This is a genomic window from Mycobacterium sp. RTGN4 (genome assembly GCF_033804635.1).
Lineage (GTDB): Bacteria > Actinomycetota > Actinomycetes > Mycobacteriales > Mycobacteriaceae > Mycobacterium.
Genome location: NZ_JAPZLB010000020.1, coordinates 1 through 17,195 on the forward strand (window position 1 = coordinate 1; position 17,195 = coordinate 17,195).

Below are 17,195 nucleotides of genomic sequence, written 5' to 3' on the forward strand. Positions count from 1 at the left end.
CCCCCCCCCCGCGCCCGCCCCCCCCCCCCCGGGCGCGCGCCCCCCCCCCCCCCACCGCTTTCCCGGCGCCTTTTGGGGCACAACCCCCAAAAACGCCCCCCGAAATCGCTGGGTTAAAGGCCTAAGTCGCGGCCGATGATGTCCTTCATGATCTCGGTGGTGCCGCCGAAGATGGTCTGGATCCGCGAGTCCACGTAGTCGCGGGCGACGCGGTACTCCATCATGTAGCCGTACCCGCCGTGCAGTTGCACGCAGCCGTCGATGACCTTCTTCGCGGTCTCCGTGCACCACCACTTCGCCTTGGCGGCCTCGACGGCGCTGAGGTCACCGTCGACGACGGCCTTGAGGCAGCGGTCGATGTACTGCTCGGAGACGTCCAACTCGGTGTCCATCTCGGCGAGCAGGAAGCGGTTGTGCTGGAAGTTGCCGATCGACTGCCCGAAGGCCTTGCGATCCTTGGCGTATTGCAGTGTCTGCCGCCAGCTTTCGCGTGCACCGGCGATCGCGGACACAGCGATGCTGAGCCGCTCCGATGGCAGGTTCTCCATCAGGTGGTAGAAGCCGCGCCCTTCCTTGCCGAGCACGTTGGCCACTGGCACGCGGACGTCCTCGAAGTGGAGTTCGGCCGTGTCCTGGGCGTGCAGGCCCATCTTGTCGAGCTTGCGCCCGCGTGTGAAGCCGGGCATGTCCCGCTCCACCACCAGCAGGGTGAACCCCTTGTGGCCTGCCTCGGGGTCGGTACGGCACACGACCACGACCAAGTCGCAGTTGAGTCCGGACGAGATGAATGTCTTGGAGCCGTTGACGATCCAGTCGTCACCGTCCCGCACCGCGGACGTGCGGATGCCCGCGAGGTCGCTACCCGCGCCTGGCTCGGTCATCGCGACTGCGAGGATGAGCTCACCGCTGGCAATGCCTGGCATCCAACGCTTTAGCTGCTCTTCATTCGCCAGGTGCTTGAAATATGGTCCGACGACGTCGTTTTGGAGGCTCAACGACGGTGCGGGACCGCCGTAGCGGGCGATCTCCTCGTCGATGACGGCGTTGAACCGGAAGTCGTCCGACCCACCGCCGCCGTACTCCTCGGGCATGTTGAACCCGATCAGTCCGTACTTGCCCGCCGCGGTGAACGCCGATCGGTCGATGAGGCGATCCGCCTCCCACTTCTCGGCATTGGGCACCAGTTCGCGTTCGATGAACTGGCGGGCGCTTTCCCGCAGCGCCTCATGTTCTTCTTCGAAGACAATTCGTTTCATGGAGTCTCCCTACTTCGCTTGCCACACGGGTGCACGCTTCTCGGCGAACGCGCGTGGCCCTTCCTTGGCGTCCTCGGAGCGCAACACGCCACCGATCTCACGCATGGTCCTGCTCCACCCTGGCTCGTCGCCGGTGATCACGCCGTCATCGACGCCGTTGGCAACGCGCTTGCTGGCCCAAACAGCCAGTGGCGCATTGCATGTGATGCGGTCCGCCAAGGCCAGCGCGGCCTCCACGACGGTGCCGTCGGGCACCACCTGATTGATCAAACCCCACTCGAGCGCATCCGCTGCCGACATCGGTTCGCCGGTGAACAACAGTTCCATTGCGACCTTGCGCGGCAGTTGATCGACGATGCGGAACACTCCCCCGGCCGCGGCGATGAGCCCACGCTTGACTTCCGGCAACCCGAACTTCGTGCGTTCCTCGGCGACGACGAGGTCACTGGCCAACGCCAATTCCGTGCCGCCACCTAGCGCGGTGCCGTTGACGGCCGCGATGGTCGGCTTGTCGATGAAGTGCTGCACGTAGCCTGCGAATCCCCATTCCCCATGCTCGGGGTGAAAGAGGTTCTCCCGACGCGAGATGGCCTTGAGATCGGCTCCGGCGCAGAAGGATTGGCCCGCTCCCGTGATGACGACGGCGCGCACCTCGGGGTCGCGCTGTGCCGCCTCCAGCGCATCGCCGACCGCGATGCTCACCGCGGCGTTCACGGCGTTGCGGGCGTCCGGCCGGTTGATGGTGATCAGTGCGACGTTGCCCCGCCGCTCGAGAAGAGCGGCGGGGGCTGCTACCTCAGAGGTCACAGCAGTTCGAGGATGGTGGCGTTGGCCTGACCGCCGCCCTCACACATCGTCTGCAGACCGTACTGAATTCCCTTGTCCCGCATGTGGTACAGCATCGTCGTCATGATGCGCGCACCAGATCCACCGAGCGGATGTCCGAGCGCGATGGCCCCGCCGTTGGGGTTCAGCTTCTTCTCGTCGGCGCCGATCTCCTTCAGCCACGCCAGCGGTACCGGCGCGAATGCCTCGTTGACCTCGAACACGCCAATCTCATCGACCGACAGCCCGGACCGCTTGAGCGCCTTCTGCGTGGCCGGGATGGGTGCGGTGAGCATGATGACGGGGTCGGCGCCGGCCAGGGTCGCGGTGTGCACCCGAGCAAGCGGCTTGAGCCCCAATGACTTTGCCTTCTCCGCCGACATGAACAGCAGGGCCGCCGAGCCGTCGGAGATCTGCGAGCTGTTGCCCGCGTGGATCACACCGTCTTCCTTGAAGGCCGGCTTGATCTTGCCGATCGACTCGATGGTGCCACCGCGGCGGATGCCCTCATCCTTGACCACGGGGTTGCCATCCTGGTCCTTGATGGCCACGATCTGGTCATCGAAGGCGCCGGAATCCTGTGCCGCAGCGGCCTTCTCATGTGAGCCGAGCGAGAACTGGTCGAGTGCGGTGCGGTCGAAGCCCCACTGCTCGGCGATCATCTCGGCGCCGGTGCCCTGGTTCGGGGTCTGCGTGTAGCGGGCCCGGAACGCCTCCGGGTACGGGTGTCCGCCATTGGCCAGTGAAGCACCCATGGGAGTGCGCGACATCGACTCGACGCCGCCTGCGATGGCAACGTCGTAGTGGCCGGCGATCACGCCTGCCGCCGCGAAGTTCACGGACTGCTGACTGGATCCGCACTGCCGGTCGACGGTCACGCCGGGCACGCTCTCGGGCCAGCCCGCCGCCAACACCGCGGTACGCGCGATGTCGAGCGCCTGCTCGCCCGCCTGCATGACGCAGCCCCAAATGACGTCGTCGACGAGTGCGGGGTCGATGCCTGCGCGCTGCACCAGACCGTTGAGCACCTGAGCGGACAGTTCGCCGGGATGCACGCCCGACAATCCGCCGTTGCGCTTGCCTACTGGCGACCGAACGGCCTCGACGATTACGGCTTCAGCCATGGAACTTCTCCTTCGAAGTGGGGGGCCTGGACAGGGATGGAACTTACCCCCGAACGTAGAGCAGTAGGTTTACTAGGTCAACCTACTAGTTGGTAGGTCCGCGGCTGTTCTCTCCGCCGTATGGCCGTCCACATGTTTTACTGAGTTGTATAACCTGCCGCATCACCCGGCGATTCGAATTCAGGAGACGCGTTGGCCCGCAACACCCCCTTGGCGCCCATGATCGGGCCCGACGGCGTCGCGACGCTCGCTGGCTCACCCATCCGATCACCCAAGACCGCGGAGCTCGTCGCGGGCACGCTGCGTCGCATGGTGGTCGACGGCCAGCTGACCGACGGCGACTTCCTCCCGAATGAGGCCGAGCTCATGGCGCACTTCGGCGTCAGCAGGCCCACCCTGCGCGAGGCCGTTCGGGTGCTGGAGTCCGAACGACTCGTCGAGGTACGCCGCGGGTCCCGTACCGGGGCGCGGGTGCGGGTACCCGGCCCCGAGATCGTCGCACGCCCCGCGGGCCTGTTGCTCGAACTGTCCGGCGCCACGATCGCCGACCTACTGACCGCCAAGGCGGGCATCGAGCCGCTGGCCGCGCGACTGCTCGCCGAGTCCGGTTCAACGGACGCGTTCGACGAACTCGAGCAGCTGCTCACCGAACTCGTCACAGTCGACCATCAGTCCAGCCGACTGGCCGAGAGCACCGGCCTGTTCCACCTGCGGGTGGTGCAGCTATCCGGCAACGAGACGCTGAGCATCGTGGCAGGCATGCTTCACGAGATCACGGTCAGGCACACGGCTTTCGTGTTCAACGAGCGCCGCCCGGTGTCGAAGGCCGACTACGACAAGCTGATTCGGTCATACCGCAAGCTCATGCAGTTCCTACGCGCAGGCGACGGTAACGGCGCGGAGACGCACTGGCGCAAGCACCTCGACGTCTCGCGGGAGCTGCTTTTGACGGGCCTGGAGAGCGTGCCCGTCCGCGACGTCATGGGCTAGTCCGGCCAGATCCCAAGTTGGATGCGCGTGCCGAGTTCCTCGTGAAGACCTGCTTCGCTTAAGCGTCCGCCCCATCCTTCGACCACGTGACGTGGACGGGCACGTCGTCGGCCCACGGTTGACGCGTCACCATGTCCGCCACTCTCACGAAGCCGCGTTCGAACTCTCCGGTCGCGGCGTCGACGAGCCGATACTCCTGCTGCTGCTTGTGAATTGGCTGCGCGTCTAACAGCACTACCCGCACCTCACCGGGTTCGAAGTGACACAACTCCTGCATGGCGTTGATCAGCTGCTCGTTGTGCATGTGGCCGTCGCCGAAGTTCCAACCAATCGCCGTGCTGCACAACCGCTCTCCCTCGGTGACGACGTAGTCGTCCTCGTTGCCGTCGGCCATGGCGCGGTGGACGAGGGTGAACAGCGCACGCCCGTGGGTGTTCATCGCGCGAAACGCGTACCCCGAGTGCAGCATCACCAGGGCCTGCTCGGGGCTTCCGTAGAACTTCTCGGTCTGCGACTGCGGCATGCTCGCGATGGCCACCAAGCCGGCGGCGATCTTCGCGTCGGCCGACGGCTTCATGCACCACTGCGTGGTGTCCCAGTTGCCCGCGTAGTAACGCATGCCAGGCAGGAAGGAGATCTTGCGCGGGAACAGGTTTCCCAGCACCACGGTGCCTGCGACGACGACGAAGAGCACGATGGGCAGCGGCGTCGTCATGTCACCGAGCCCGATGCCTGCATGCCCGACGAACAGCGCCAGCACGCTGAACATCATGAAGACGTTCCACTCCAGCGGAACACCCATGGGGATGGCGCTGAGGATGCCGAAGTGGAAGATCAGCATCACGGTCGCCGCGATGACGGTCAGCCAGCCACCGTGGGAGAAGAAGAGCACAAGCGGTACCAGCCCCTCGACCGCGGTGGAGAAGTGCGCAACGAACCGCGAGAGCCGGCCGGGCCGCATGTCATCGGGGAACTTCTCGAAGAACATCCGCTTCAGCGTCTTCGTCCGCACCATCGGACTGTTGGACATCATTGTCGAGATCACGAACGGGAAGTGCTTGTTGAGCTTGGAGGTGGCCGCGCCCATCCAGATCACCAGGCACACCAGCTTGGCCGCGATGATCATGTCGGGGCCGGCGAACAGGAAGGCCACCGTGAAGGACGCGTATACCTCGCCGCGGGCGGCCAGGAAGATGACCTTGTCGCGCAGTCCCGCTACGGCGAGGATTCCGAGGATCGTCCAGATCTGCCAGGCGGGCAGCACCCCGACCGTCGTGTCGAGCGACGGGATCGGCCCGGTCCCGTCCGTGCACAGCGCGACGACGAGCACGACGAGCAGTGCTCCGTAGAGCGCGGCATCGAAAGGCTCGCGGATCGTGCCCTTGGTCAGCGGCACCCGGTTTGGCCACGGTGGTAATCGGATGGTGCCCGGCCGCAGCCAGTAGAGGATCGAGCCCAACGGCGGGAAGAACCTGTTGTTCAGCGGCCCGAAGCCACAACCGAGCCCGACCACCTCGAACAACATCGTGTAGAGCACGACCTTCTGGAACACGATCGGCTCGGCGTACCACTGGCCCACGTTGGTGAAGCCGTCGATCCCGCTGGTGCTCACTGCAATCAGCCAGCCGCCCAACACGTACAGCAGGATCTTGACGACATAGAAGAGGTGCAACACGACGGGCGTTCCGAAGCCCACTTCACCCCAGTGCAGCGTCAGCGGGCGGATCCGCTCGGCGCGGGTGCCCTTGATCCATTCGGGGAAGTCGACGACGGGCGCGTCCTGTTTGAGAAAACCCATGCGCCACAGACTAGAACGTGTTCCTGTTCTGCCGGGCGCGTTTCCCCACTGCTCGGCGGAGGAGAGTCAGGCTTCCTTGGGGGCAGGCGGACGGAAGAAGATCACCAGCTGACCGATGCCGCCCGCCAGGCCGAGCACGACGGCGATCAGCAGCCCAGCCCACCCATGCAGGTACTGGTACACCGTCGACGTCCCGAACAGCGCGTAGTCGAGGCTGAACTTGCCAGCCCCGGTACCGGCCAGCGCCACCGCGGCGACGGCAAGGATCAGGTTGTACTCCCAACCCTCCTTGACGATGAAGAAGCCGTTCTTCCGATGCACCGTCCACGCGGCGACGAACATCAGCGCGACGAAGCCCGCGGCAGGGATCGGCGTCAGCAACCCGAGGGCCAGTCCGACTCCGGCGGACAACTCCGTCGTCGCCGCGACCCTGGCGTGGAATATCCCCGGTTTCATGCCCATGCTGTCGAACCATCCGGCCGTGCCGGCCAGCCCGCCCTTCCCGAAGAACTTGTTGTAGCCGTGCGCGGCCATCGTCAGGCCGAGCACGACGCGCAGCAGAAGGATGGCGAAATCGTAGGCAGCAGTCACGCAACAGAATGTATGCCACTTGTAATCCGCTGCCTAGCCCGACTCCGTTGGACCCGCGGCGAGTCCCGTGCCAGAGTGGACACATGAAAATGGACCTACCAGTCCAGAAACTGACGCCGAAGGGCCTCGCGACCCGCCAGCGCATCATCGACGGCGCCGCCGCGGAGCTCCTGGTGCATGGTGCGGTGGCCACCAGGCTCGAGGACGTGATGGCGCACACCGGTACCTCCAAGAGCCAGCTGTTCCACTACTTTCCGCGCGGCAAGGACCAACTACTGCTCGCGGTCGCCGAACAAGAGGCCGCGCGCGTGATCAGCGACCAGCAGCCGCACCTGAGCCGGCTGACGTCGTGGGCGGCGTGGCAGCGCTGGCGAGACGTGGTCGTCGAGCGCTACCGCCGCCAGGGTCAGCAGTGCCCGCTGTCCACGGTGATGTCCGAGCTCGGCCGTACGCCGGGGGCGCAGGCGGTGACCGGGACGCTGATCGAACGGTGGCGCTCCGACATCGAAGCCGGCGTGGTTGCGATGCAACGCCAGGGCAAGATCGCTGACACGGTCGACCCCGCGCGTGCGGCAGCAGCGCTGCTGGCCGGCATTCAAGGCGGGGTATCGGTGCTGCTGAACACCGGCGACCTCAGCTATCTGGAGGCCGCACTCGACTTCGGCATCGCCGCGCTGCGCGGTTAGGCGCCCAACGCAGCCTCAAGCCGCGCCACGTAGGTGTCCAACCCGTCGGGACCGCCAAGGGCCGACTCGGCTGCGTGCACGCTGATGGTGACGGTGTCGCCGACGCCCACGACGACGTGCGTCAACCCCATCATCGGCGACAGTCCGGCGAATGCGGCTGCCACCGACACCGTCGCGCCACCGAAGGCGAAGTCCGCCGCACCGCAGTTCACACTTGACACCACGGTATTGCCGGTCACCGCCGCCAGCCGTACGTCGGGATCGAATTGCCCTACCCCCCAACGCAACAACGGCGCGGGCGTGGCGGCGAAGGCCAGTTCGGATGCGCGCATCGCGGGATGTGCGGCGCGCTCGCGGCGCGCATCGACATCGGCAGCGATCCGTTCCGCCCGCTGCGGGGGATCCAGCTGCGGATGAAGCCCGACGCCTCCGGTGCCGAAGTGGTTGTATGCCCGGCGCGGAAGGGGCTTCGCGATCATCAACTCGGCGCCGAGTGTCGCGGGGTCGTCGCCCAGCGCTTCGAGGTGCGCGCCAAGCGCCTCGCCGATCCCGGCCAAGGCCGCGACTGTGACTGTCGGACGGGACAATTCGGCACGCGGTAGGACGACGGTTCGCAGTCCCAGCACGCCCGACGGACGTGCGTTGGTCCGCAGCACCGGACACGAAGCGGCCGGGGGCGGAACGAGGCCCGCCTCGGTATCGGAGACCAAACGACGGTGCGCGCGGGCGGCCCGGAAGCCGAGCAGCGGCAATCGCGCCGGGCCGACGCGATCCGGGACGACCTCGGGCATCGCGCCGCTGCGGCCGAACATCAGCGCCGCCGACACCGACGTGCGACCACCTCCTCCGAGCGCGTGCGAGATCTGCAGCACCGCGGCCGTGCCGCGACCCGCGGCTCCGGGCACCCCGTCGACAGAAGGGAAGACGTGCAGCCGCCACGCCTGCACCCGCGCGTCCAGCTGTTCGTCGATCAGCCCGACGGTCGCGGCCAGGCACCCCGACCAGGTGGCGTCCTCGAGCTCGTGGACCACGAACTGCGCCGGGTCCACCCCGCACGGGGCCCAGGCCGGGTAGCTCAGGCCGCCAGGGTCGTCGACGCGCACGGTCAACTCCGCACACTGGGCGGCGCGTCCCATGGCCTCGGCCAGCGCCAGGTCCAAGTCGGCCGGGACGCCCGCGAATCCGAACAGCAGGAACGTGTCATTCGGAATCTTGGCGGCCGTCCAGAACGTCTGGGCATCGGCCGGCGTCAGTCGATGCGTGGACACCCGCCAAGGTTAAGCTGCGCCGATGCTTCCAGCGGCAAGTAGCAACGGGACCGTGCTCGTCACCGGCGCCTCGTCGGGCATCGGAGAAGAGCTCGCCAGGGAGTTCGCCCGACGCGGTCGGCACGTGCTGCTGGTGGCGCGCCGGGCCGACAAGCTCGAGGCACTTGCCACATCATTGGGCTCGGCCGCCGCCGTGCTGGCTGCCGACCTGTCGCAGGCCGTCGAGCGCGCCGCGCTCCCCGAGCGGGTGGCCGAACTCGGGCTCGTCGTCGACGTGCTGGTCAACAACGCGGGCCTGAGCACCTCGGGCGCGGTCTTTTCGTCCGATCCCGTCGCCGAACTCAATCTCGTCGAGGTGGACGTCGCCGCCGTCGCCGACCTGTGTAGCCGATTTCTGCCCGGCATGGTCTCGCGTGGTCGCGGCGCGGTGCTCAACGTCGCGTCGGTCGGTGGGTTCGGCCCGCTGCCCGGGCAGGCGGCTTACGGCGCCGCCAAGGCGTTCGTGCTGTCCTACACCCAGGCCATCGGCGAGGAACTGCGCGGCACCGGCGTCACCGCCGCGACGTTGTGCCCCGGGCCGGTCAGCACCGACTTCGGCGAGAAGGCAGGCATTTCCGACGCGGACGCCGAGGCCTCGCTGCCCAAAATCATGTGGGTCGACGCCGACGTTGTCGCCAAGGCTGCCGTCGACGGACTGGCCGCGGGCAAGGCGGTCATCGTGCCCGGTGTGTTCAATCGGTTGGGCGCCGTGGCGTATCAGCACCTGCCGCGCCGACTGCTGCTTCCCATCCTGTCCCGCAGCCACCCGGCGCTGAAGAAGCGCTAACGCAGCGCCCTACACGGGTTCGAACTTGGCGATCAGCCACTTCCCGTCGACCTTGTCCATGGTCAGCCGCACACTCGAGGCCGTGGCAGTGGGCGCGTCCTGACCGACGACGACGGTCTGGTTGACGAACACCAGCACGACGGCGTGCTCTTGGTCGGCCGAAACCGACGCACTAGCGGGGACGGCGGCGACCGCGGAAATCTGCTTCTCCTTGGCGCCGGGGATGACGACGGTGTCGGTAAGCGACGTGTAGGAGGCCAGGAACTCGCCGGTGAGCAGCTTGCGCGCATCGGTCAACTGCTGCTCGACGGTGTTGGGCTGATAGGACAGCAGCGCGATGGTGCTGTCCTTGGCGGCCTGAACCGACTGGGTGCGCGCGTTGTCGGCGTCGCTGGCCGAGCTGTCGACGAATTTCAGCCATCCGCCGACCAGCGCCAAAATCAGCGCCAAGGCCGGCAGCACGGCATACGCCACCAGCCTGCCCTTGTCGGTTCCCTTGCGTGCCTCAGGCGCTTCGGCGACGGTCGGCTCCTCGGCTTCGTCGGCCGTGGCTTCCGTCGCCTCCGACTCCTTGGCCAGGTCGACTTCGTCGAGCGCGGTCGATTCCTCGTCTGGGCCATTGGGCTCTGGGGTATTTGTCACTGTACGAACTCCACGTTCGAGACCTTGGCGCCGTCGCCGACCTTCTGCACCGAGATGCGCATCCGCCACGCCCGCGGCGCCTGCTCGGGCTGGCCCGCGATGGACGTGTTCACGGTGACCGCCACTAGCACTTTCGCGTCGGTGGCCGACGCGGTCTCCAGCCCGGCCTCGGTCACGTTCCCGACCGACTTCGACTTGACTTGTTTGACCACTTCGGCGAATGGCTGCGCACGCTGCTCGAACTGGTCGTAGAACGGCCCGGTGGCCGAGTCGAGGACGCGCTTGACGTCGTCGTCGACGTGTTCGAAGTCGATGGTGGTGAGGTTCAGCGCACCTTGCCGCCCGACCTGAAGGAACACGTCGCGTTGCGCTTGAAGTGCGTGGGCGTTGTAGGCGCGGTATCCGAGCCATCCGAGCAGCCCCGACAGTGCGACCACCGCTACCAAGCCGGCGATGAGCGCCAGTCGGACGTGCGAGATCGGAGGTTTGACTTCAGAGGCGACGTCATCGTCCGTGTCGGCCTCGGTCGACTCCGATGCGTCATCCGCCTCCGATGCGTCATCCGCCTCCGGTGCGTCGACCTCGTCAGTCGGTTCGGCTGGCTGCTCTCCGTCGGTCTCACTCACCTGCCCGGTGGTGGTCGCAGCATCGTCTGCCATATGTGCTCCTCTTTGGCATCGCGGGCCAGCTTGGCTCGCCCCATACACGCCGGTCCGGTCCAACGTACGTGCCGTTCGCCGGATGGTAATCGGCGGCCGTCCCGGACGACGCGAGCGCTGTCGACCGCGGTTGCGAAATCAGCGCTCAGGCCTGCTCAGCAGCCGCTTCTAGCTGGGCGATCACGATCTTGCGCATGCCAAGCATCGCCTTGGTGGCAGCAGTCGCGCGGGCCGGGTCGGGGTCGCCAAGCAATTCGTGGAGCCGCCTGGGAACCACCTGCCAACTCAGTCCGAACCGGTCCTTCAGCCAGCCGCAGTGGGACTCTTCGCCTCCGGCGACCAATCGGTTCCAGTAGTAGTCGACCTCGTCCTGGTCGGCGCAGTCGATGACGAAGGACACCGCCTCCGAGAACGGAAATTCCGGACCGCCATTGATCCCCGTGAACGTCGTCCCGTCGAGCACGAACGTCCCGGACACCACCTGTCCCGGCGTGCCAGGGCCGGCGTCGGTGTAGCGGGCGAAGTCACCGACGGAAGAGTTGGGGAACACCGACGTATAGAACGCGGCGGCCTCCTCGAGGTTGCCGTTGAACCAGAGCGATGGCGTGATGATGGGCATGTGATGTCGACCCGGATTGGTGTCCAAACTCATCGGACGCGCGAGCCGGGGTCAGGTTGGAGCCTGCGAACCTCCTGGGTAACGTGAGCTCAGGGGCAGGATTGAGAGGATCTCCATGAGCACTGGGATCAGCACAGCGCAGACCGTGACCTTCCGCGGCGTAGACGACCTCGCCCTGGCGGCCGACGAATGGAATCGGGACGCCGCGGCGGATGCGGAGCACCCGTCGATCCTGATGCTTCACGGTGGCGGCCAGAACCGATTCTCATGGAAGAACACGGGCCAGATCCTCGCCGACGCCGGCTACCACGTCGTGGCCCTCGACAGCCGGGGTCACGGTGACAGCGACCGCTCGCCGACGGCCGACTATTCGGTCGAGGCATTGTGCGGAGACGCCCTGCAGGTGCTGTACCAGGTCGGCAAGCCGGCGGTACTCATCGGCGCAAGCATGGGCGGACTGACCGGAATCCTGGCCGCACACGAGGCTGGCCCCGAGCTCGTCACGAAGCTGATACTCGTCGACGTCGTGCCGCGGTTCGAGAAGGACGGCAGTGCCCGCATCCGCGACTTCATGGCGAGCGGCGTGGACGGCTTCGACACACTCGAGGAAGCCGCCGACGCAGTCGCCGCCTACCTTCCGCACCGCACGAAGCCACGCAGCCCCGAGGGGTTGAAGAAGAACCTGCGCCTGCGCGACGGGCGCTGGTACTGGCACTGGGATCCGGCATTTCTGACCAAGCCGCACGACGACCCATTCGCCCGGATGGACAAGCTCGAGCAGGCCGCGATCAACTTGGACATCCCGATCCTGCTCATCCGCGGGAAGCTGTCCGACGTCGTGAGCGACGAGGGGGTCAGAGACTTTCTCGGGAAGGTGCCCAACGCCGAGTTCACCGAGTTGGCCGACGCGGGACATACCGCGGCGGGTGACGACAACGACGCGTTCAGCGAAGTAGTGGTGCAGTTCGTAAACCGATGAGCACCGATGGCCGGATCGTCGGCTTCAACTTCCTCGAGCAACCCGAACTTCCTGCGCCACAGGTCTCCGCGGAGCAAGCGAAACAGCTGCTGAACACGCACTACGGAGTCGACGCGCGTGCGGATTCGCTTGGCAGCCAACAGGACAAGAACTTCCTGGTGTTCGCCGACGGCGCCGAGGCCACCGGGGTCTTGAAGATCGCCAACCCGGCGTTCACCGCCGCAGAACTCGAAGCCCAGGACGCCGCCGCGCAGCTCATCGCCGAGGCGGAACCCGCGGTGCGCGTTGCGGTACCGCTGCCGAACCTGGCCGGACAGCCGTACACCACGGTGACGGGTCTGCTCGACGGCACCGCATACGTCAGACTCCTGCGCTATCTGCCGGGCGGCACGTTGGTCGACGACGGGTACCTGTCCCCCGGCGTGGTGGCGGGCATGGGCGAACTCGCGGGCAGAGTCAGCCGTGCGCTCGCGAGCTTTACCCATCCCGGCCTCGATCGCGCCGTCCAATGGGACCTGCGTCACGCTAAAGCCGTTGTCGAAGAACTCATTTCACACGTACCCGAGCCCGCCTTGCGGGAAGGGATCACGGCGACGACCGAGGAAGCCTGGGCTCGCCTCGAGTCGCTCGATCCGGCGTTGCCCCGCCAGGCCGTTCACCTCGACCTCACCGACGCCAACATCGTGGTGTCGCGACCAGTGGGCGGCGCGCCTCGACCGGACGGCGTGATCGACTTCGGCGACCTTTCCCACACGTGGGCGGTCAGCGAACTCGCCATCACAGCGTCATCGGTGCTCGGCCACCCTGGCACCCGACCGACCTCGATTCTCCCTGCCGTCAAGGCCTTTGCTGCGATACGCCCGCTGACTGTCGCCGAGGCCGAGGCGCTGTGGCCACTCGTGGTGCTACGCACGTCCGTGCTTCTGGTCAGCGACGCGCAACAGGCCACGCTCGATCCGGACAACGAATACGTCACCGGGCAGACCGACGCACAGTGGCGCATGTTCGAGCAGGCCATGTCGGTGCCACTCGACGTGATGTCGGAGGTGATCCGGACCGAACTCGGGCTGGCCGAGCAGCACGAGACCCTCTCCGCGGACGCCTTCATCGCCGGCGTCGACCGAACGTCGGTCGTCACCCTCGACCTGTCCCCAACCTCCGATGCGTACAACGACGCGTTCTCGCCGGGTGGCTGGCTACCGCCCGACGCTGAGGACGAAATGGCCCGGGCCGCAGTACATGACGGCGCAACGCTGGTGCTCACTCGGTACGGCGAGGCGCGGTTGACCAGGGCGCCAACGCTGAGCAACGCGGTGCCCGACGTGGTCGCTACCGGCATCGGGATGTGGCCCGCCACGCTCACGGAGCTCTTCGCGCCATGGGAGGGGGAGCTCACCACCGATGGCGACCGGCTGACACTTCGCGGAGCCGATTACACGCTCTCGGTGACCGGCGCCGACGTCTCCGCCCCCGGCCGTCGCGTAAAGGCGGGTGACCAGTTGGCGGCGGCCCGGCGCGGCCGCTGGACTGCGCTGTCGGTCCGTCCGTCGGGCGCTCCCGAGTCGCCCGCGTTCGTCTCGGGCGAGCTCGCGGCGGGCTGGCTCGCCGTGACACGGGACCCGCGGCCACTGCTGGGGCTGCCCACACTGGCCGCCGCCGCGACACCAGATCTGTTGGCGCGCCGCGACAATAGCTTCGCGCGCGTTCAAGAGCACTACTACGACGATCCTCCGCAGATCGAACGCGGGTGGCGGCACCATCTGATGTCGACGTCTGGTCGTGTGTACCTCGACATGGTCAACAACGTCGCGGTGCTTGGCCACGCCCACCCGCGCGTGGCCGACGCGGCCAACCGTCAATTGCGCAGGCTCAACACGAACTCACGGTTCAACTATGAAGCGGTCGTCGAGTTCAGCGAGCGCCTGGCCGCGACGTTACCCGAGCCGCTGGACACCGTCTTCCTGGTCAACTCCGGTTCGGAGGCAAGCGATTTGGCGCTGCGGCTGGCAGTAGCCACCACCGGCCGTCGCGACGTCGTTGCGGTTAAGGAGGCCTACCACGGCTGGACGTACGCCACCGATGCGGTCTCGACGTCGACGGCCGACAATCCCAACGCATTGACCACCCGCCCGGACTGGATACATACGGTTGAGTCGCCCAACAGCTTTCGCGGCCGGTACCGCGGCAGCGACGTCGGGGGCTACGCCTCCGACGCCGTGCAGCAGATCGAGGACATGGTCGCCGCAGGGCAGTCACCCGCAGGCTTCATCTGCGAGACGGTGTATGGCAACGCGGGCGGCATGGCGCTACCCGACGGCTACCTGACGCAGGTGTACGCCGCCATCCGCGCCTGCGGCGGACTGGCCGTCGCCGACGAGGTTCAGGTCGGGTATGGCCGACTCGGCCACTGGTTCTGGGGTTTTCACCAACAGGGCGTGGTACCCGACGTCGTGTCCGTCGCCAAGTCGTTGGGCAACGGTTATCCACTGGGCGCGGTCATCACCACTCGCGCCATCGCCGAGGCGTTCAGCGCGCAGGGGTACTTCTTCTCGTCGACGGGCGGCAGCCCACTGTCGTGCGCGATCGGGCTGACGGTGCTCGACGTGCTCGCCGACGAGGATCTGCAAGCCAACGCCTTACGCGTGGGTGGCCACCTGAAGGAACGACTGCTTGCGCTGCGTGACCGGCACCCGATCGTCGGCACCGTGCACGGGATGGGCCTGTACCTGGGTGTCGAAATGATCCGCGACCGCGACACGTTGACCCCGGCGCCGGAGGAGACGGCGGCGATCTGCGATCGCATGCTCGACCTCGGTGTCGTCATCCAGCCCACGGGCGACCACATGAACATCCTGAAGACCAAGCCGCCGTTGTGCATTGACACCGCCGGTGCGGACTTCTACGTCGACGCGCTTGACCGGGTGCTGACCGAAGGTTGGTGAGTCCTGCGCCGGTTCGCCGACTTCTCTGCTCATGCACTCACCATCGGGTAGTTGGGCAACTCGAAGTCGTCGCGCACGCTTCGCGTGAGGACCAGGTCGGCCAGGGGACGCACGTTCATCGTCCGCATCACCAGATCGCGAAACCAGATCCCAAGCCGCGTCTGGGTCGCGAAGACGGGGAGATACTTCTGCGCCACGGCCTGTTTGCCTTCGACGAATCGGCGCAGTCGCGCCTCGTAGGCGTCGAAGGCCCGCCGGTAATCGCCACCAGCACAGGCGAGTTCGCCGGCAAGCACGTAGGCCTCGGTCATGGCCAGACCCGTGCCCTCGCCCGCCATCAGCGAGACACACGCGGCAGCGTCGCCGACGAGCACCGTTCGGCCCCGCGACCAGCGCGCCAGTCGGATCTGGCTGACGACATCGAAGTACAGCTCACCAACACCGTCGAGCGCGTCCAGGATCTGCGGACATTCCCAGCCCGCATCACCGAACTCGCTGCGCAGCAGGGATTTACGCGCGGTCAGCTTGCCGGGATCGGCGGCGTGGGCCGAACGGAACACGAACAGGAACATGGTGCGGTCACCCCGCAGCGGGAACCGCCCGATCGATCGACCCGGCTGACTGTGGGTCACGTAGACGAGTTCATCGCGGGGCCGATAGCCCTCGACGACGCACGCCGCGACCAGGCAGCCCAAATAGTGTTCGACGTCTGACTCGGGCCTGAACGTCAGCCGGCGCACGTCGGAGTGCAATCCGTCGGCACCGACGACCAGGTCGAAGTCCCGAGTCTTGGCCTGCGCAAAGCTCACTGACACGCCATCGGGGTGTTCGTTGATCGCGGTAATGCCGTCACCGAAGATGGTTTCGACGTCGTTGGCGATCGTGGCGTAGATGATCGCGGCCAGGTCGCCGCGCGGAAGGCTCGTGAATTTGTCGCCTGCCGCGCGTCGGAACGCGTCGACGCCCAGGCTCGCGTGCACTCGATTGTCGGGTCCAACCGAGCGGACCGATTGGATCTGGTAGCCGGCTTCGCGGACGGCCGCCTCGATTCCCATGAGTTGCGCGACGCGGTAGCCGACCCCCCAGAAATCGATAACATAGCCGCCGGTGCGAAAGTGTGGCGCCCGTTCGATCAAGGTCGGCTCGTGACCGGTTCGGTGCAGCCAGTGCGCAAGCGATGGACCCGCCACACCTGCTCCGCTAATCGCGATTTTCATGCGGTCAACTCCCTCCGCCGACTAGATGGCGATGTTTGTCGGCGGCCGCTGCAACGTCCGCGGTACGAACCGCTGATATGCCCAGCCGAGTGAGACACGGCGGACTTCACTTCCGAATAGCCAACCGGACGAACGGCATTCGTTGCCCAACGGCCCGGAAGTCGGCCGCTGACCCGTCGACAGAGAAGCCCATTAGCCGAGGGAGCAGGTAAGTCGCCGCGGCGCGGTGTTGGGCAGCGTATCGGGCAAAGATGTCCGCCCCCTCCTGTCCGGTGAGCGGTAGCGCCGTCACACGGATCGTGTGCCTTCCGACCTGGATGCTGACCTCCGGTGTGTGAAGAATGTTGCGATACCAGGCGGCCGAGGATCCCCATCCGGAAGCGACCACGAAGCTTCCGTCAGTCCGATCGTGTTCGACGACTTCCAAAACGACCTGGCGTTGCTTGCCGGAGACACGCCCGACGTGATTGAGCATCAAGACGCGTTTACCGAACAGCCAGCCCAGCCCCAGCCGGTAGAGGTAAATCGGTGCGCGGAAAAAAGCCCGGCTCACCCCCGACGGTGGTCGCACGTTCTTCACGATCTTCATCGATCGCCTCCTCCAATGCGGCGAAGCCCCGAAATTGCTTGCCGCTCAACGGATTAATCGCCAACCACATGCGACAGACACATGCGACGGGCGTTGGACTCATCCGATCCGCCGCGGGCCTGACTAGTGATGTCGAGCGGCCCGGATCACGCCGCCTTCCACGTTACGCCAATAATTGCACCAT

The 17,195-nt window shown here is 66.5% G+C and carries 16 protein-coding genes; 5 read left to right on the forward strand and 11 right to left on the reverse strand.

Annotation, left to right across the window (positions count from 1 at the left end):
- Positions 1 to 113 precede the first annotated feature (113 nt).
- The 3 genes from SLQ30_RS29905 to SLQ30_RS29915 are packed head-to-tail and all read right to left on the reverse strand — an operon-like array spanning position 114 to position 3,205.
- Positions 114 to 1,256 (reverse strand): acyl-CoA dehydrogenase family protein, encoded by a 1,143-nt coding sequence (locus SLQ30_RS29905; RefSeq protein WP_319450570.1) that lies wholly within the window; start codon positions 1,254 to 1,256, stop codon positions 114 to 116.
- 9 nt (positions 1,257 to 1,265) lie between these two features.
- Complete coding sequence (locus SLQ30_RS29910) at positions 1,266 to 2,063, reverse strand: crotonase/enoyl-CoA hydratase family protein (protein WP_319450571.1); 798 nt, start codon at positions 2,061 to 2,063, stop codon at positions 1,266 to 1,268.
- Complete coding sequence (locus tag SLQ30_RS29915; RefSeq protein ID WP_319450572.1) at positions 2,060 to 3,205, reverse strand: thiolase family protein; 1,146 nt, start codon at positions 3,203 to 3,205, stop codon at positions 2,060 to 2,062. Before SLQ30_RS29915 ends, SLQ30_RS29910 begins: the two co-directional genes overlap by 4 nt.
- 192 nt (positions 3,206 to 3,397) lie before the next feature.
- Between SLQ30_RS29915 and SLQ30_RS29920 the strand changes: the two genes are divergently transcribed.
- The gene (locus tag SLQ30_RS29920; RefSeq protein ID WP_319450573.1) at positions 3,398 to 4,195 is read left to right on the forward strand and encodes a FadR/GntR family transcriptional regulator; all 798 of its coding nucleotides are present in this window, start codon (positions 3,398 to 3,400) and stop codon (positions 4,193 to 4,195) included.
- A 58-nt stretch (positions 4,196 to 4,253) separates the two neighbouring features.
- On the opposite strand, the gene SLQ30_RS29925 is transcribed toward SLQ30_RS29920, so the two are convergent.
- Together SLQ30_RS29925 and SLQ30_RS29930 are read right to left on the reverse strand one after the other, a co-directional pair.
- Positions 4,254 to 5,993, reverse strand: a complete 1,740-nt coding sequence (locus SLQ30_RS29925; RefSeq protein WP_319450574.1) for a DUF3556 domain-containing protein — start codon at positions 5,991 to 5,993, stop codon at positions 4,254 to 4,256.
- 66 nt (positions 5,994 to 6,059) lie between these two features.
- Positions 6,060 to 6,584 carry a DoxX family protein gene (locus tag SLQ30_RS29930; RefSeq protein ID WP_319450575.1) on the reverse strand — a complete coding sequence of 175 codons (525 nt, stop codon included), beginning with the start codon at positions 6,582 to 6,584 and terminating at the stop codon, positions 6,060 to 6,062.
- 89 nt (positions 6,585 to 6,673) lie between these two features.
- Here SLQ30_RS29930 and SLQ30_RS29935 point away from each other — a divergent pair, with 89 nt between their 5' ends.
- Positions 6,674 to 7,270 carry a TetR/AcrR family transcriptional regulator gene (locus SLQ30_RS29935; protein ID WP_319450576.1) on the forward strand — a complete coding sequence of 199 codons (597 nt, stop codon included), beginning with the start codon at positions 6,674 to 6,676 and terminating at the stop codon, positions 7,268 to 7,270.
- On the opposite strand, the gene SLQ30_RS29940 is transcribed toward SLQ30_RS29935, so the two are convergent.
- Positions 7,267 to 8,538: a WS/DGAT domain-containing protein gene (locus SLQ30_RS29940; RefSeq protein WP_319450577.1), complete on the reverse strand. Its 1,272-nt coding sequence runs from the start codon at positions 8,536 to 8,538 to the stop codon at positions 7,267 to 7,269. The two genes, SLQ30_RS29935 and SLQ30_RS29940, sit on opposite strands and share 4 nt — an antisense overlap.
- 22 nt (positions 8,539 to 8,560) lie before the next feature.
- Here SLQ30_RS29940 and SLQ30_RS29945 point away from each other — a divergent pair, with 22 nt between their 5' ends.
- Positions 8,561 to 9,364: an SDR family oxidoreductase gene (locus SLQ30_RS29945; protein ID WP_319450578.1), complete on the forward strand. Its 804-nt coding sequence runs from the start codon at positions 8,561 to 8,563 to the stop codon at positions 9,362 to 9,364.
- A 9-nt stretch (positions 9,365 to 9,373) separates the two neighbouring features.
- On the opposite strand, the gene SLQ30_RS29950 is transcribed toward SLQ30_RS29945, so the two are convergent.
- The 3 genes from SLQ30_RS29950 to SLQ30_RS29960 all read right to left on the reverse strand — a co-directional run bounded on the left by SLQ30_RS29950 (position 9,374) and on the right by SLQ30_RS29960 (position 11,284).
- On the reverse strand, positions 9,374 to 10,006 hold the full coding sequence (locus SLQ30_RS29950; RefSeq protein WP_319450579.1) for a hypothetical protein: 633 nt from the start codon (positions 10,004 to 10,006) through the stop codon (positions 9,374 to 9,376).
- The gene (locus SLQ30_RS29955; RefSeq protein WP_319450580.1) at positions 10,003 to 10,665 is read right to left on the reverse strand and encodes an Mce protein; all 663 of its coding nucleotides are present in this window, start codon (positions 10,663 to 10,665) and stop codon (positions 10,003 to 10,005) included. Before SLQ30_RS29955 ends, SLQ30_RS29950 begins: the two co-directional genes overlap by 4 nt.
- A gap of 145 nt (positions 10,666 to 10,810) precedes the next feature.
- On the reverse strand, positions 10,811 to 11,284 hold the full coding sequence (locus SLQ30_RS29960) for a VOC family protein (protein ID WP_319450581.1): 474 nt from the start codon (positions 11,282 to 11,284) through the stop codon (positions 10,811 to 10,813).
- A gap of 115 nt (positions 11,285 to 11,399) precedes the next feature.
- Between SLQ30_RS29960 and SLQ30_RS29965 the strand changes: the two genes are divergently transcribed.
- Together SLQ30_RS29965 and SLQ30_RS29970 are read left to right on the forward strand one after the other, a co-directional pair.
- The gene (locus tag SLQ30_RS29965; protein WP_319450582.1) at positions 11,400 to 12,263 is read left to right on the forward strand and encodes an alpha/beta hydrolase; all 864 of its coding nucleotides are present in this window, start codon (positions 11,400 to 11,402) and stop codon (positions 12,261 to 12,263) included.
- Positions 12,260 to 15,205, forward strand: coding sequence for an aminotransferase (locus SLQ30_RS29970; RefSeq protein WP_319450583.1), 2,946 nt, complete (start codon positions 12,260 to 12,262; stop codon positions 15,203 to 15,205). Before SLQ30_RS29965 ends, SLQ30_RS29970 begins: the two co-directional genes overlap by 4 nt.
- A 29-nt stretch (positions 15,206 to 15,234) precedes the next feature.
- Here the strand turns inward: SLQ30_RS29970 and SLQ30_RS29975 are convergent, their stop codons facing one another.
- Positions 15,235 to 16,422 carry an FAD-binding domain gene (locus SLQ30_RS29975; protein WP_319450584.1) on the reverse strand — a complete coding sequence of 396 codons (1,188 nt, stop codon included), beginning with the start codon at positions 16,420 to 16,422 and terminating at the stop codon, positions 15,235 to 15,237.
- Between the two features lie 106 nt (positions 16,423 to 16,528).
- Positions 16,529 to 17,011: a nitroreductase family deazaflavin-dependent oxidoreductase gene (locus tag SLQ30_RS29980; protein ID WP_319450585.1), complete on the reverse strand. Its 483-nt coding sequence runs from the start codon at positions 17,009 to 17,011 to the stop codon at positions 16,529 to 16,531.
- Between the last annotated feature and the right edge of the window lie 184 nt (positions 17,012 to 17,195).